Raw genomic sequence first — 14,612 nt, 5'->3', positions numbered from 1 at the left:
TGCAGGAAAGATGAGCCCGGCTTCGGCCGGGCTTTTCGTTGCGCGCTACCGGCGGGCAGCATCGGGCGGGGCGCGTTACAGGGTCAGGGATTTGCCGATCAGGGTCACCCCCAGCACGATCAGCATGATCAGCACGAGGCGTCGGAAGGTCTCGCCATCTAGGTGCCGACGCAGGATGCCGCCCAGCCGGACACCGAGATAGACCGGAATCAGTCCCGCCAACGAGATCCACAGGGTCTCGAGCGACATCAGGCCCAATCGGGAAAGGCCCATGGCCATGACCAGGCTCGACAGACTGAAGGAGATGTTGATCGCCTGCACCAAGCGCCCGGGGTCGAGGCGCAGTGCCAGCATGAACGGCAGGATCGGCATGACCTGGGAGCCGGTCATGCCATTGAACAGGCCGGTGAGGAAACCGGACAGCGGGGCGAGCCACCGAGCGGTGCGGTTCGAGATCGGCCGGCCGGGACGCAGCAGGGTCCAGAGACCGTAACCCACCAGCACGACACCCAGGATGGCACCGGCCATCAGGCCATTGACCCGGCCGAGCACGGCCAGACCGACCAGAAGCCCCGGCACGGTAGCGAGAAACATCGGCCAGAACCGGCGCAGGGTCTCGCGGAAGTGGCCGACCTGGACCATGACCAGGGTATTGCTGACGACGGAGGGAAGAAGCACCAGCGGCATGGCCGACTTCAGGCCCAGGCTGAGCGCCAGGATCGGCAGGGCGGTGGTGGAGAACCCCAGACCGGTCGCCCCCTTGACGAAGGCCGCCATGAGATAGGCGAAGGCAATGACGGCCGCCGTTTCGAATGTCATCGTGATCCCGATGCCTGAGCGTGACCGAGAGGCCCTTCAGGGTGCCGGGAATGTCGTTAGCCGGCAATGTGACATTGGTCCCGGTCCGACCGGGTGACGGTCGCGTCGGACGGCCAACGCGCTGCAAGCGGTCAACGAGGGGGACGGTTGCCCGGGTTGCGTGGATTCTTGCGATCCTGATAACGATCGTAGGCCTGCTTGGCCGCTCGCTTCGCCTTCTCGCGGTTTTCGGGCTTGCGGAACCAGTTGGCAATTGCCGCGCCGATCCATTTCTTCACGGGGTTGCTCCTTTCTCGTCCATTGAGTCCTCCTCTCTTTATGGGTGAGAGCGGGGCGGGCTTCAAGCCATGCGTGGCCCAATCGACGCAGCGAGGATTCCGATCCCCAAGGCAGGAGAGGGGCCGGCGGTTGGCGGCGTCATTCCCGTGCCGCCAGCAGGGCCTCGGCCATCTCCTCGAAGCCCTGGCCATGGCCGGCCTCGCACAGCCAGCGCGGCGGCCGTGGCAGGCGATCGAGATGAGGCGCCAGGTTGGCGACGCCCACGCCGAGCGGATGGCGACCGAACAGCGAGGCATCGTTGGGCGCGTCGCCGATGAACAGAACGCGTTCGCGGCGTGCCGTGGCGTCGAGACCCAGATCGTGTTCCAGGGCCCAGGCGGCCATGGTCGCCTTGTCATGCGCGCCGAACCAGGCGTTGACGTGGATCGAGCTCGCCCGGGCGCTGGCGCCGGCCCGTTTGAACGCATCGACCAGTTGCTGGATGGCCGCGGCATCGAGCGGCGCGACGTCCTGAGCGTGATCGACGGCGACGTCGGCGAGACGAAAGGGCTGATCGGCGGCGAGACGCGCGCCCGGCACCTCCTGCATGGCGCGTTCGGCGATCGTCAGCAGGCGGCGCTGCTCCTCCCGCAACGCCTTGAGCGGTCGCACGCTGTGCACGTCCAGCCCTCCGCCTGCGCTGCGCCGGAAGCGAAACGCGCCGCTTTCGCCGATCACCGCCGCTACCGGCCAGGCCCGGACGATATGATCGCACCAGCCCGCGCAGCCGCCGGTGACGGGGATGACCGTGATGCCGGCATCGGCGAGCCGCTCGAGCGCGGCGAGTGTCGTGCTGGCCAGCCGGCCATGCCGGGTCAGGGTGTCGTCGACATCGGTGAGCACCACCGACACGCGAGCCAGTTCCTGGGGTGGCGCCGACGCCAGCGGCTCGGGGCGGGTCATGCGATCTCCTCGGTCAGGCGTTGCGGATCGTCGGCCGTCACGGGCCCGGCGACGTGCACCGTGACGTCGGCCCGCTGCAGATGCCGGGCCAGGGACTCGGGCGGTGGGCGATCGGTGACGATGCCGTCGATGGCGCTCAGCGGCGCCACCAGCTCGAGCACGGTCTGGGCGAACTTGGTGTGGTCGACGAGCAGATAGGTGCGTTCGCTGCGCGCGATCAGCGTCCGCTTGACCCAGGCGGCATCGCGGTTGACGTCGAGAATGCCTTCCCCGGTCAGGCCGCTGGCGCCGATGAAAGCCAGGTTGGCATGGAAGCGCGCGAGGTAGTCGGTGGTGTCCTGACCGAACACGCCGCCCTCGCGGGCATTGAAGTCGCCGGGGCAGAGGATCAGGCGCGACGTCGACGACGCCATGGCGCTCGCCACCGGGTAGCTGTTGGTGATCACGGTCAGCGCCCGATCGCCGGTGCCGAGCCGCCAGGCGAGCTGGGTGGTGGTGGAGCCGGCATCGATCATCACCACCTGACCGGGTTCCACCAGCCGGGCGGCGGCATGGGCGATGGCCCGGCGCTCGTCGACGGTGGCCTGCTCGCGTTCGTCGATGGGTGGCTGTATGCCCATGGGGCGGGCGACGGCACCGCCGTGAGCACGGTCGAGCAGCCCCTGGTCGCTGAGTGCGTCCAGATCGCGGCGGATCGTCTCGGTCGTCACGCCGAAGCGGGTCGCCAGGGTGGCGATACGCACGTGAGGCGTGTAGCGCAGGACTTCGAGAATCCGGGCGTGACGTTCGTCCTTGCGCGGCTTGCGGGTCATGACGGCAGGCTCCGACTGGGCGTTATACACACTGTAATGTGTGGTTTGCCACATTGGTTTGCGACTATAGGCGAATTCTGCCGCAATTATGTTGTAAATACCAAATGCGCTGGACTAGCCTCCTTGTAACCCCACACCAACAAACACAGCAGGGGATACAAGGAGCCCACGTCATGATGCTCGACTCTTCCCGCCGTTCTCCGGTGGCATCGCTGTCCGCCATCGCCCCCGCGTTCCGCCGCTTCCGGCGTCCCGGGAGTCTTGTCGCCGCCTCCCTGCTGGCGGCGCTGTCGTTCGCCACGCAGGCCGCCGACGACTGCCCGCAGCGTGGCGACCTGGCGCCGATCTACTGCGATGCCGATGGCGACATGGTGGCCGACGCGCCCAGCAACCCCGACGAATACCTCGATCCGGACACGCTGATCTTCGCCTATACCCCGGTCGAGGACCCGGCCATCTATGCCGACATCTGGGAGCCGTTCATCGAGCACTTGAGCGAGGTGACCGGCAAGGACGTGCGCTTCTATGCCGTGCAGTCCAACGCCGCCGAGATCGAGGCCATGCGCAGCAACCGCATCCACGTCGCCGGCTTCTCCACCGGGCCGACACCCTTCGCGGTCAATCTCGCCGGTGCGGTGCCGTTCGCGATCATGGGCACCGAGGACGGCGAGTTCGGCTACACGCTGCAGCTGTATACCCGCAAGGACAGCGGCATCGATGCCATCGAGGATCTCGAGGGCAAGCGGGTGGCGCATACGTCGCCGACCTCCAACTCCGGCAATCTAGCGCCACGCGCGCTCTTCCCGAAGCTGGGCATCGTCCCGGGCGAGGACTACGAAGTGGTCTATTCGGGCTCCCACGACCAGTCGATGCTCGGCGTGGTGGCCGGCGACTACGACGCCGCCCCGGTGGCCTCGGAAGTGGTCGATCGCATGGCCGAACGTGGCCTCTACGATCCGGACGAGGTCAAGATCGTCTACGAGTCCAAGCCGTTTCCCACCACCTCGTACACCTACGCCCACAACCTGAAGCCCGAGTTGATCGACAAGATCAAGAAGGCGTTCTTCTCCTTCGACATGCAGGGCACCGAGCTCGGCGAAGAGTTCGAGGGCGTCACCAAGTTCGTGCCGGTGACCTACAAGAAGGACTGGGAAGTCATCCGCGACATCCAGGAAGCCAACGGCGTGACCTACACCACCGAGAACCTGGAGGGCTGAGTCCCTGCCCGCCGGACGAGCGGCGCCGGTGGGGCGCCGCGACCGAAACCGCCGGCCCCTCTCGAGTGGTGGGCGAGAGGGGCGGGCGAGAGAGGTGGTCGAGGAGAACGAAGATGTTGCGAATCCGACAGTTGGTCAAACGCTACGGGCACGGCGAGCCGGTGCTGCGCGATCTGGATCTCGAGGTGCCCGGCGAATCGGTGGTGTCGATCATCGGCGCCTCCGGGGCCGGCAAGAGCACCCTGCTGCGCTGCATCAACCGGCTGGTGGAACCCAGCTCGGGAAGCATCGAACTCAACGGTGCCGAGCTGACGCGGCTCAAGGGCGACGAACTACGCAAGGCGCGCCGGCGCATCGGCATGATCTTCCAGGGCTTCAATCTGGTCGACCGCCTGACGGTGATGGAAAACGTGCAGTGCGGCCGGCTCGGCTACATCCCCTACTGGCGGGCCGCGCTGCGCAAGTACCCGGCCGAGGATATCGAGCGTGCCTACGAGCTGATGGAGCGGGTGGGGATCGCCCACTATGCCAGCAAGCGCGCCGACGAACTCTCGGGCGGCGAACGTCAGCGGGTCGGGGTCGTGAGGGCGCTGATGCAGAATCCGGAGATCCTGCTCGCCGACGAGCCCACCGCCTCGCTCGATCCGGTCAGTTCACGGCAGATCATGGAACTGCTGCAGACGCTTTCTCAGGAGTTGCGACTCCCGGTGCTGATCAATATCCACAACGTCGGCGAAGCGCGGGAGTACACCCAGCGCATCGTCGGCATGCGCTTCGGGCGGCTGATCTTCGATGGCAAGCCCGACGATCTCGACCAGGCGGCGATGGATGCCGTCTACAGCGGCACGCCGGCCGAGGATCGCCAGCAGGCCGAGCAGGATTCGTCCCGGGCGGTGGCCTCATGAGCGACGCCACGCCCCCCTCGCGGACCTGGCGCAAGCCGCCGTTCATCGCCAACCCCTGGCTGCGCTGGGGCCTGGTGATCGTTTCGCTGGTCTATCTGGGCTGGGCGGCCTCGACCCTGCCATTCGACTGGGCACGCATCAGCCAGGGTATCGAACGGGCCGCGCGCATCTTCTCCGGCGCCTTCCCGCCGAGCTTCGTGCGTCACGAACTGCTCATCAAGGGGTTCCTGGAAAGCCTGCAGATCGCCATTCTCGCCACCCTCCTGGGGTTGGGCCTCAGCGTGCCCATCGCCTTCATGGCGGCGCGCAACATCGCCGCCAAGCCGATCTATCTGCTCGGCCGGGCCCTGATCATCATCGCCCGCAGCTTCCACCCGGTGATCGTGGCGATCCTGTTCGTCAAGGCGGTCGGATTCGGCCCGGTGGCCGGGATCCTGACGCTGACCATCTATTCCATCGGCTTCGTCGCCAAGATGCTCGCCGAACGCATCGAGGAGATCGACTGGGGGCAGGTCGAGGCGCTGCGCGCCTGCGGCACCCCCTATCTCACCGTGCTGCAGTTCGCTGTGCTGCCGCAGATCATGCCGCGCCAGATCGGCCTGTCGATCTATCAACTGGACAGCAACCTGCGTGCCTCGGCGGTGGTGGGCATCGTCGGCGCGGGCGGCATCGGCTCGACGCTGATGAACGCCTTCGGCCGCTACGACTACGACTTCGCGCTGGCCATCACCCTGGTGATCATCGGCGTGATCCTGGTCAGCGAGGCGATCAGCGGGCGCATTCGGAGGGCGATCTGGTGACACGACAAACCGTGGCCGAGCGCGCCTGGTCGCGCTACACCCCGCAGCAGCGCTGGAAGCGCTTCGCCGGCTTCGCCGTGATGGCACTGGCGGCCGGCTGGTCGCTGGCGACCATCGACATCATCTGGCCCTGGGTGTGGGACGCCCCGGCGCAGATCGGCGATCTGTTCCGGCGCATGGTGCCACCGGATCTCAGCGATCTGCGGCCGATCTTCTGGGCACTGGTCGAGACCCTCAACATTGCCACCCTGGCGACCTTCGTGGCGGTGTTCGTCTCGCTGCCGATCGCCTACATCTCGGCCCAGAACACCACGCCCAACCGCTTCACGCTGTGGCTGGGACGCTTCATCCTGGTCTCGAGCCGCTCGGTGAACACCCTGATCTGGGCACTGCTGTTCGTCGCCATCTTCGGGCCCGGTGTGCTGGCGGGGATCATCGCGATCATGTTTCGCTCGCTGGGCTTTCTCGGCAAGCTGATGGGCGAGGCGATCGAGGAGATCGATCGGCGCCCGGTGGAGGCCCTGGAAGCGACCGGCGCCTCGCGTGCCAAGGTGATTCTCTACGCCATCGTGCCGCAGGTGATACCGACCTTCTTCGCCGTCAGCATCCTGCGCTGGGACATCAACCTGCGCGAGTCCACCGTGCTCGGTCTGGTCGGCGCCGGCGGTATCGGCGTGATCCTGCAGGGCGCCATCGATACCCTGGCCTGGCCGACCGTGGCTACCGTGCTGCTGGCGATCGTCGTGCTGGTGGTCGCCGGGGAAGCCGTGGCCGCCTGGTTGCGCAAGCGGGTGCTCTGACCGTCTCTTGAAAGGCCCGGCGTCATGCCTCGTCGGGCGATCTGATATTCAGCGATCGGTATGGAAGATCCCCTTCTTTCGGAGCGATCGCTGGACGCCGCATGCCTTGCGTAAGCCGCCGGGAAGGAGCGCAGCATGGTACTCGGCTTTACCCACTGTTTAGTACTGGACGATGGCCGCTGGCTTGCCTCCCTTGGCAGCATCCTCGAGGGCCTCGATTAACGTGGATATTAAGTCGCGCCCAGTGGACGTAACGAAGTAATTGGCCAGTGAGGTGATGTCGGAAGATATTTTATTGCCCCATGGGGGTTGTCTGGTCGGGTGTTCAATATCCCAGACGACCCTGGCTGGCTCGAGATCCGATAACGCTTTTCGAATCTGTGTCAGCTCGGAGATTGCCTGATTGGCCAGTCCCGGTTCCAGGTAACCTTGATACAGCTTGCCGAGAACTATGGGAAAGCACGTGCCCCATCCATTGCTTTCCAAGTTGGCACTCACCGTGCTGAAGAAGGCATGCAAGAAATTAGACGTACCTATTTCATCAATAATGCTGCCTACCTTGATACCGACGGACATGCTGCCTATTCCCAATGGCCGTTTTCTGATGTTTCGAAATATCGGCGTGGGATTGGAAGCTGTCAACTTTGAAAATCTTGATTGAAAGTTCTGCTAAGCCTTTGCCGGTTGGCTGGTCCTTGCGGTGGCGAATTGGTTCGCGATAGCGGCGGGCACTGTACCTCCCTCGCTCATGCCGAGCGCCTGCGGCGCCAATCGGGAACAAGTTCCCTCCCACAGGAAACCTCATGCGCCAGTGGGCCATCCAGACTGGTTTCCGTGGGAAAGAATTTACGACCCATGGCTGTGACTTAACGTTTCACGCTGATCGGCGAAGAATCTAAAGTTAGCGATCGCTTACTCTTCCCGAATAACGCGCTTGATCGCTTTCTGAATACAGCTTCTGCACGATGCCAGCCCGGGCAGACAGCGTGGCGACGTCGACATCGTTCATCTGCACGATGGCTAGCGTCGGCATCCCGCGGGAAGATGACGGCATGGGTCACGCCGTCCAATCCAGCGAGCGACGACCAACAACAACAATGGATGCCGAAATGAAGAGATCAACCTCGCAGGATGGCCACGATCCGGCCGGCCTGCTGGCAGCGTTCAGTGGCCTGGTCTGGGATATCAACCGCTTGGCCCGGGAGCGCTCCCTGGCGAACTTCCACGCTGCGGTGCTCGAGCAGCTGCGCGACATGATTGCCTTCGACAAGGCGTGGTGGGGGCGTTCGGCGCTGGTCGACGGTCACATCGAGGTACACAGCTGCCATCTGTTCGACCTGCCCGACGCCTATGTGACGGACTGGCGCTCGGTCGAGGAAGACGACGTCACCGTACAGTGGGCCCATCGTGTGCCCGGCCAGGCCATCATCGTCGACCTGCAGGCGACGACGCCCGGCCTCAAGTGGCTCGGCGATCGTTACGGCATCGGCGAGTTGCTGTTCGTGATGCAAATCAATCCACGAACACGCCTCAGCGACCACCTCTCCTTGTATCGTCCACCGGGCGCCGAGCGTTTCGATGACCGCGATCGCCTGCTGCTGACCCAGCTCATCGCCCATCTGTCGGAAGCCGTGGACGCCAGCCAGATACGCACTCTGGTGGCTCGTCGCGAGCGTCTCGAACGCCAGCAGTCGCTGGCCCTGGCGGTCTGCGATCCCATGGGGGTACTGCACAGCGTCGAGCGCGGCTTCGCCACTCTGTTGGCGCGCGAGTGGCCGGCGTGGCAGGGCTCGCGGCTACCCGCCGAGATAGCACCGGAGCAGGGCTATCTCGGCCGACTGATCCGTATCGAGTCGCGAGCGATCAACGATCTGTACCTGCTGACGGTCGGCGAGCGGAGCCCTCTCGATGACCTCACGGAGCGCGAACTGGGCGTGGCGCGGCGCTTCGGGCAGGGGCAGACCTACAAGCAGATCGCCCGGGATCTCGACATCGCGCCGAGCACGGTTCGCCATCACATTCGCAGCATCTACCAGAAGCTGGGCGTTCACGACAAGGCGGCCGTCGCCGGCCTGCTGCACCAGTCGCCGGGCGACTGAGCGAATTCCTGACCCCGCACGTTCTTCCGGTCATCGCCATCGGCGATGGGAGGGCGCGTGCATCTCCAAGAAACCTCGACCAGCAGAGGCTCGACAATGACAACAAACTCCTTCGTCAAAATCGCGACGGCGCTCGCCGTGGTCGCCTACAGCCTGACCGGGGCGGCCCGGGCGGCGGATCTCAACGCCCGTGACTTCGTCAGCGCCCCGCCCGGCACCAGCATCGGCGTGTTGTACCTGGACAACGAACATGCCGATACCTATCACGGCAAGGCCGACACCTCTGGCAAGGCCGACCTGAACGTCGACGCCCTGACCTTTCGTCAGCTGTGGTTCAGCGATATCTGCGGCACGTTGTGTACCCCGCAGTTCGTCGTGCCGCTGGTGGACGTGCGGGCAAGACTGCCCGGCGCCAGCGACGAGCAGGAGGTACGGGGCTTCGGCGACCCCCAGGTGGGCGGCACGCTGTATGTCATCAACGACCCCGAGCGACGCGTCTACAGCGGGCTGTTGACCATGTTGAGCCTGCCGCTGGGCAAGTACGATCCCGACCGGCCCGGGGTCTCTCCGGGGGACAACCGCTGGGCGGCGCACCTGGTCTACAACTACACCCGGGGGCTGGGCGAGCGCTGGCTGGTCGAGGCCAACCTCGAGGCCCAGCTCTACGCCGACAACGACGACTACCTGGGCGGCACCCTCGAGCAGGATCCGCTCTATCGCCTTCAGGCCTTCGCCTCCTACGACATCACACCGCGCACCTATGGCTCGCTGCGCCTGATCCACGCCGAGGGCGGGGCCCTGACCCTGGACGGCGAGCGACTCGACGACACCCGCCAGCGCTACACCCAACTGGGACTGGGCGTCGGCCATCACTTCACGGCGCGCGATCTGGGATTGCTGACGGTCTCCCGCAATGTCGATACCGAGAACGGCTATCACGGCAGCCAGGTCCGCCTGCGTCTCTCGCATGTCTGGTGAGGGCAGCGAACCCCTCAGGAGGGTGTCATGATGAATCACGAGATTCCCGGCCACGACGAGTCGTCCGTGTCACGCGGGCTTGTCGTCGCCATCGTGGCCTTCGCGGCGATCGCTCCGGCGGTGTTGATGGCCGCCCCGGCGATCGCCGCCCAACTGGCCCAGCAACTCCAGCTCGGGCCGGTACGGATCGGCAACCTGTTCTCCGCCGAGCTGGGCGTGATGAGCCTGGCCACGCTGCCGGCCTACTGGTGGCTGCCTCGCTGCGGATGGCGCGGCGTGGCGCTGCTGGCGGGGCTGGTATTCATCGCCGGCAACATCGCTTCGACCCTGGTCGACGGGTATTACGGCCTGATGGCCTGCCGCGTGGTCAGCGCCCTGGCCGGGGGCACGCTGATGGTGCTGTGCATCTCCGCCGCCTCGCGGCTGGACAACAAGGATCGCGTCTACGGGCTCTGGGTGCTCGGTCAGCTGGTCTTCGGCGCCGTAGGGTTGTGGCTGCTGCCCGGTCTGTTCGAGCGCTACGGCCTGGCCGTCGCTTACTGGCTGCTGGCTGGCTGCATGACGCTCTGCCTGCCGCTGGTCCGGGCCTTCCCGCGCCGCCCCATGACCGCGAGGCGGCCGGCCGACGCCCGATCGCTGCCGCGTCTCGTCTTCGTGCTGGGTGTCCTGGCGGTGCTCTGCTTCTATGTCGGCCTGAGTGGCGTCTGGACCTTCATCGGCGGCATCGCCGCCGATGCGGGGCTGGCACCGGCGGCCAGCGGCGAGGTGCTGTCGCTGGCGACGCTGCTGGGCATCGTCGGCGCGGGCTGCGCGACCCTGATCGGCAATCGCCGCTGGCGACCGGCGCTGCTGGTGGTCGGTTATCTGCTGATGATCGCCGCCATCGGCCTGCTCTACGGCACGCCGGCGATGCCGCGCTTCATCGTCGCCGCGCTGGTGTTCAAGTTCACCTGGACCTTCGCCTTGCCCTACATCCTCGCCACGCTCGCCGAACTCGACGATAGCGGCCGCCTGATGAGCACCATCAACCTGGTGATCGGCAGCGGTCTGGCCCTCGGCCCGGCGCTGGCCGGTAGGGTGATCGAGACCAGCGGTGGTTTCGATCGGCTGTCCTTGGGCGCGGCCGGCATCGTGGCCCTGTCCCTGCTGTTGATCCTGGCCGTCCAGCGGCATGTGTCGGTGGATCGCCGTGCTGGCCTCGTTACCCCGTCCTCTCAAGGAGATGCCTGATGTCACGCAAGACCGCTTTCTTTTTTGATGAGCATTGTCTCTGGCACAGCGCCGGACAGTATGCGCTGGTCATGCCGGTGGGTGGCTGGGTACAGCCGCCGGCCGCCGGCGGGCTCGCCGAATCGCCCGAGAGCAAGCGCCGTTTCAAGAATCTGATGGACGTTTCGGGGCTTAGCGCCGCACTCGATCTGCGCAGCGCGCCGCCAGCCACCGAGGAAGACCTGCGGCGCGTGCATCCGCAGGCCTACCTGGACCGTTTCAAGGCGCTGAGCGACGCCGGTGGCGGGGAACTGGGCGAGCATGCCCCGATCGGTCCCGGCAGCTACGAGATCGCCAGGCTCTCCGCGGGGCTGGCGATCGGCGCGGTGTCCGCGGTGATCAACGCCGAGGTGGACAACGCCTATTCACTGTCGCGCCCGCCCGGCCATCACTGCCTGCCGGATCAGGCCATGGGATTCTGCTGTCTGGCCAACATCGCCATCGCCGTGGAAGCGGCCAAGGCGCGTTTCGGCCTCGAACGCATCGCGGTGGTGGACTGGGACGTGCACCACGGCAACGGCACCCAGGCGATCTTCTACGAGCGCGATGACGTCCTCACCGTCTCCCTGCATCAGGATGCTTGTTTCCCGCCGGGCTACGGCGGCTATCGAGATCGCGGCCAGGGGGCCGGGGCGGGCTTCAACCTCAATGTGCCACTGCCCCCCGGCGCGGGTGAGGCGACCTATCGACAGGCCATGGAACGCATCGTCATTCCGGCCCTGGAGCGCTTTCGTCCCCAATTGATCGTGGTGGCATGCGGTTACGACGCCAACGCCATGGATCCGCTGGCGCGCATGCTGCTGTCCAGCCGGGCCTTCCGTGACATGACCCGGCAGGTACGCGAGGCCGCGGAACGGCTGTGCGACGGGCGCCTGGTCATGGTGCACGAGGGGGGGTACTCGGAAGCCTACGTGCCCTTCTGCGGCCATGCGGTGATCGAGGAACTGGCCGGTGTCGACACCGCCGTCGAGGACCCGGTGCAGGCGCTCGTCGACCTGCAACAGCCGCGCGGTGATGTGGCGACATTCCTGCATGACTCGGTGGAGACGATGGCCCGGGGATCGGTCTGAGCGCGCGTCGCGGAGGGTAGCCATCGCCAGGCGCCTGCCGACGGCTCCCGAGCGGTCTCCCCGGCACGGTTGCGATCACCCGGGCGCGTGCTTGCGCAGGGCGTGGGCGGGCGATGCCGTCGCCCGGGATCGCCCGCCCCGGCCGGAGCCGGCCGGGGATCTGGAATACCCCGCGTGATTCGGTCATCCTATCGGCTCGCGTGTCGAGTCTCGCACTGCCGATTTGGCGATAATGACAACAAGGCTCACGGGAGGCGTCGCTGATGACCGTCGCGTTCCATCACTGCGAGGATGTTACCGAACATGCCTTGCGGTTGAATGGCTGGCAGCAGGAATACAATCAGATCGAAGCCGGCAGGTTCTCCGGCGATATCATCGATATCGACGAGCACGGCATACGGCTATTCCGCGAGAGCGCCAACCTCGGCCTGTCGCATTCGATGCACTTCCCGGAGGCGCAGTGGCACCTGGTGCTGCCGATCCACTGGCCCAACGACTCGCTGTTTGATCTCGGCACCGTCACCGTGCTGCCGCGATGCGAAGAGTTCTGGAGCGTGACCCGCTCGAACTACGACCTGCTGGTGGTCTCGATAGATCGAAACCGTTACGCCTGGCTGGGGCGCGACGAGCGTCGCCTGCGCAAGCTGGACGTTCCCGGCGCGCTATTGGCCGGTGTCAGGGAGCAGTGGCGGGCCATGACGGATTACCTGCTGGCGTCGTTGCAGCACGGCACGCTGCCGGCGTGGCAGTCCGTGTTCTCGCGGCAGTTGGAGGAGGGCGTCGACTTGCTGCTGAGTGAGTGCTCGCGATCGCCTTACGTCGACGATGTTCGCTACCGTACCCGCCGCTACATCGTCGACCGCTGCCACGCGATGATCCGGGCGCAACCGGACGATCCGCCCTCGATGATGGCGCTGTGTCGGCAACTGAAGATCTCGCGGCGTACCCTGCAATACAGCTTCCAGGTGGAAACCGGACAGTCGCCGGTGCACTACCTGCGCGCGTTGCGGCTCAACGCGGCGCGACGCAGCCTGTTCGAGGACCCCACCCAGCCTATCGCCGATGCCGCCGCTCGCCAGGGGTTTTTCCACCAGAGCTACTTCAGCCGCGAGTACCGCCGCCTGTTCAAGGAATCGCCCTCCGCTACCCTGAAGCGCCTGCAGGCGTCATAGCCTGGGTGGCCAGGGCGCCCCCGATTTCAGAAACGCGCGAAGCGGTAGGGCGCCGGATCGATGATCGGTGCCTCGCCGGCCAGCAGGTCGGCCGCGAGCTGCCCCGCCGCCGGTGAGGTGCCGAAGCCGTGTCCCGAGAAGCCCGAGGCGATGCTCAGCCCCGGTATGCCGGGGACCGCGCCGATGACGGGGTTGGAGTCCGGGGTGATGTCGATCATGCCCGCCCAGGCCTCCGCCACGCTGGCCCGTTCGAAGACCGGCCAGGCGGCGGCAAGATTGCGCAGCGCCTCGTCGTTCAGCCTGGGATTGACCGGCGGGTCCATGGTGCGGATCCGCTCGAAGGGCGAGCGTTTTGCCCCCCAGCGTCTCGGCAGCGTCAGGTCGCGGAGGAAATGCTTGCCCAGCGAGATCCGCAGCAGATGGCGCTGGGAACGCAGCGATCCCAGGTAGCGGGAACCGATCAGCAGGTGATCCAGCATCAGGGGCGCGTCGAGCGCACCGCGCTGCGTGACGATATAGCCGCCGTCCTTGTGCTTGCGGAAGGAGAAGTCCGGCCCGCCCACGGCGATGTCCGTCGGCCCCTCCATCGGCGCGGTCCTGAGCACCGAGGAGATCAGCGGCAAGGTCGGCAGCGAGACACCCAGATTGCCCAGGAAGCGTCGCGACCACAGTCCGCCGGCGAGCAGGACCTGGTCGCAGCGGATCTCGCCGCTTTCGGTCACCACGCCACTGACCTTGCCTCCCGACCGCGACACGGTACGCACCGCACAGTTCTCGACGATCGTTGCGCCCCTGGCCATGGCGGCCCTGGCGATGGCACTGGCGGCGAGGGACGGCTCCGCACGGCCGTCGGAGGCCGTGAAGATGCCGCCGACCCATTCACCCTTGCCGCCGGGGACCCGCCGATCGATGTCCCGGGCATCGAGCATCCGCGAGTCGAGCGACAGGGACTCGACCGACGCCAACCAGGCCTCGTGCATGGCCAGTTGCTCTTCGCTGCGGGCCAGGAACATGATGCCCGACTGTCGATATCCGACATCGCCGCCCACCCGCTCGGCCATGCCGGCCCACAGCCGGTCGGCCGCCTGCGCCAGGGGCACGTCGTCCCGGTGGCGGCTGGTCTTGCGGATCCAGCCCAGGTTGCGCGAGGACTGTTCGCCCGCGATGCGGCCCTTCTCGAGCACGACCACGGGAATGTTCCGTTCCGCCAGTGCCAGGGCCGCGGTGAGGCCGATGATGCCGCCGCCGATGACGACCACGGTGGTCGAGGCGGGAACGTCGCTGGAGGTTTGTACGGGCGTTATTGTCGGTGCCATGGCGGGGAGTCCTGAAGGAAGCGAAGGGGCGAAGGGCAGGGAAGCGACCGGTTGGCCGCCTCGCAAGGCACGAGCGGATCAGCTCATCGGGCGGAGGTGTCGATCCGCTCCACGTCGGCGCTGCCGGCGCCGCG

At 66.3% G+C, this 14,612-nt stretch carries 15 protein-coding genes; 9 read left to right on the top strand and 6 right to left on the bottom strand.

What is annotated here, in order from left to right; genetic code table 11:
* Window positions 1-75 precede the first annotated feature (75 nt).
* The 4 genes from D0901_RS17355 to D0901_RS17345 all read right to left on the bottom strand — a co-directional run bounded on the left by D0901_RS17355 (window position 76) and on the right by D0901_RS17345 (window position 2,852).
* On the bottom strand, window positions 76-819 hold the full coding sequence (locus tag D0901_RS17355) for a sulfite exporter TauE/SafE family protein (protein WP_129141563.1): 744 nt from the start codon (window positions 817-819) through the stop codon (window positions 76-78).
* Window positions 820-950: 131 nt separating this feature from the next.
* A complete protein-coding gene (locus D0901_RS21140; RefSeq protein WP_203234892.1) occupies window positions 951-1,097 on the bottom strand; it encodes a hypothetical protein in 147 nt (48 codons plus the stop codon).
* A gap of 139 nt (window positions 1,098-1,236) precedes the next feature.
* Window positions 1,237-2,040 carry an HAD-IIB family hydrolase gene (locus D0901_RS17350; protein ID WP_129141562.1) on the bottom strand — a complete coding sequence of 268 codons (804 nt, stop codon included), beginning with the start codon at window positions 2,038-2,040 and terminating at the stop codon, window positions 1,237-1,239.
* A complete protein-coding gene (locus tag D0901_RS17345) occupies window positions 2,037-2,852 on the bottom strand; it encodes a DeoR/GlpR family DNA-binding transcription regulator (protein ID WP_129141561.1) in 816 nt (271 codons plus the stop codon). The genes D0901_RS17350 and D0901_RS17345 overlap by 4 nt, the downstream gene beginning before the upstream one ends.
* A 221-nt stretch (window positions 2,853-3,073) precedes the next feature.
* On the opposite strand from D0901_RS17345, the gene phnD reads away from it, so the two are divergent.
* The 4 genes from phnD (at window position 3,074) to phnE (D0901_RS17325) (ending at window position 6,574) form a co-directional block, all read left to right on the top strand.
* Window positions 3,074-4,069 carry a phosphate/phosphite/phosphonate ABC transporter substrate-binding protein gene (gene phnD / locus D0901_RS17340; RefSeq protein ID WP_425256194.1) on the top strand — a complete coding sequence of 332 codons (996 nt, stop codon included), beginning with the start codon at window positions 3,074-3,076 and terminating at the stop codon, window positions 4,067-4,069.
* A gap of 113 nt (window positions 4,070-4,182) precedes the next feature.
* A complete protein-coding gene (phnC, locus tag D0901_RS17335) occupies window positions 4,183-4,974 on the top strand; it encodes a phosphonate ABC transporter ATP-binding protein (RefSeq protein ID WP_129141560.1) in 792 nt (263 codons plus the stop codon).
* A complete protein-coding gene (phnE, locus tag D0901_RS17330) occupies window positions 4,971-5,774 on the top strand; it encodes a phosphonate ABC transporter, permease protein PhnE (protein WP_129141559.1) in 804 nt (267 codons plus the stop codon). The genes phnC and phnE (D0901_RS17330) overlap by 4 nt, the downstream gene beginning before the upstream one ends.
* Complete coding sequence (gene phnE, locus D0901_RS17325) at window positions 5,771-6,574, top strand: phosphonate ABC transporter, permease protein PhnE (protein ID WP_129141558.1); 804 nt, start codon at window positions 5,771-5,773, stop codon at window positions 6,572-6,574. The genes phnE (D0901_RS17330) and phnE (D0901_RS17325) overlap by 4 nt, the downstream gene beginning before the upstream one ends.
* Before the next feature lie 159 nt (window positions 6,575-6,733).
* Here the strand turns inward: phnE (D0901_RS17325) and D0901_RS17320 are convergent, their stop codons facing one another.
* Window positions 6,734-7,150, bottom strand: a complete 417-nt coding sequence (locus D0901_RS17320; RefSeq protein WP_129141557.1) for an Imm70 family immunity protein — start codon at window positions 7,148-7,150, stop codon at window positions 6,734-6,736.
* 533 nt (window positions 7,151-7,683) lie between these two features.
* Here D0901_RS17320 and D0901_RS17315 point away from each other — a divergent pair.
* From D0901_RS17315 to D0901_RS17295, 5 genes are all read left to right on the top strand, one after another.
* Window positions 7,684-8,673, top strand: coding sequence for a helix-turn-helix domain-containing protein (locus D0901_RS17315; RefSeq protein ID WP_129141556.1), 990 nt, complete (start codon window positions 7,684-7,686; stop codon window positions 8,671-8,673).
* Window positions 8,674-8,769: 96 nt separating this feature from the next.
* A complete protein-coding gene (locus D0901_RS17310; protein WP_129141555.1) occupies window positions 8,770-9,651 on the top strand; it encodes a transporter in 882 nt (293 codons plus the stop codon).
* A gap of 27 nt (window positions 9,652-9,678) precedes the next feature.
* Window positions 9,679-10,881: an MFS transporter gene (locus D0901_RS17305; protein WP_129141554.1), complete on the top strand. Its 1,203-nt coding sequence runs from the start codon at window positions 9,679-9,681 to the stop codon at window positions 10,879-10,881.
* Entirely contained in the window at window positions 10,881-11,990 is a 1,110-nt protein-coding gene (locus D0901_RS17300; RefSeq protein ID WP_129141553.1) for a class II histone deacetylase, read from the top strand. The genes D0901_RS17305 and D0901_RS17300 overlap by 1 nt, the downstream gene beginning before the upstream one ends.
* A 263-nt stretch (window positions 11,991-12,253) precedes the next feature.
* The gene (locus D0901_RS17295) at window positions 12,254-13,162 is read left to right on the top strand and encodes a helix-turn-helix domain-containing protein (RefSeq protein ID WP_129141552.1); all 909 of its coding nucleotides are present in this window, start codon (window positions 12,254-12,256) and stop codon (window positions 13,160-13,162) included.
* 26 nt (window positions 13,163-13,188) lie between these two features.
* Here D0901_RS17295 and D0901_RS17290 read toward each other — a convergent pair whose 3' ends face one another.
* A complete protein-coding gene (locus tag D0901_RS17290; protein WP_129141551.1) occupies window positions 13,189-14,478 on the bottom strand; it encodes an NAD(P)/FAD-dependent oxidoreductase in 1,290 nt (429 codons plus the stop codon).
* Window positions 14,479-14,612: the final 134 nt, after the last annotated feature.

The sequence above is a fragment of the Modicisalibacter coralii genome, assembly GCF_004117855.1.
Lineage (GTDB): Bacteria > Pseudomonadota > Gammaproteobacteria > Pseudomonadales > Halomonadaceae > Modicisalibacter > Modicisalibacter coralii.
The sequence above is the reverse complement of the archived record's forward strand: the minus strand, read 5'-3'. Positions and strand labels throughout refer to the sequence as shown.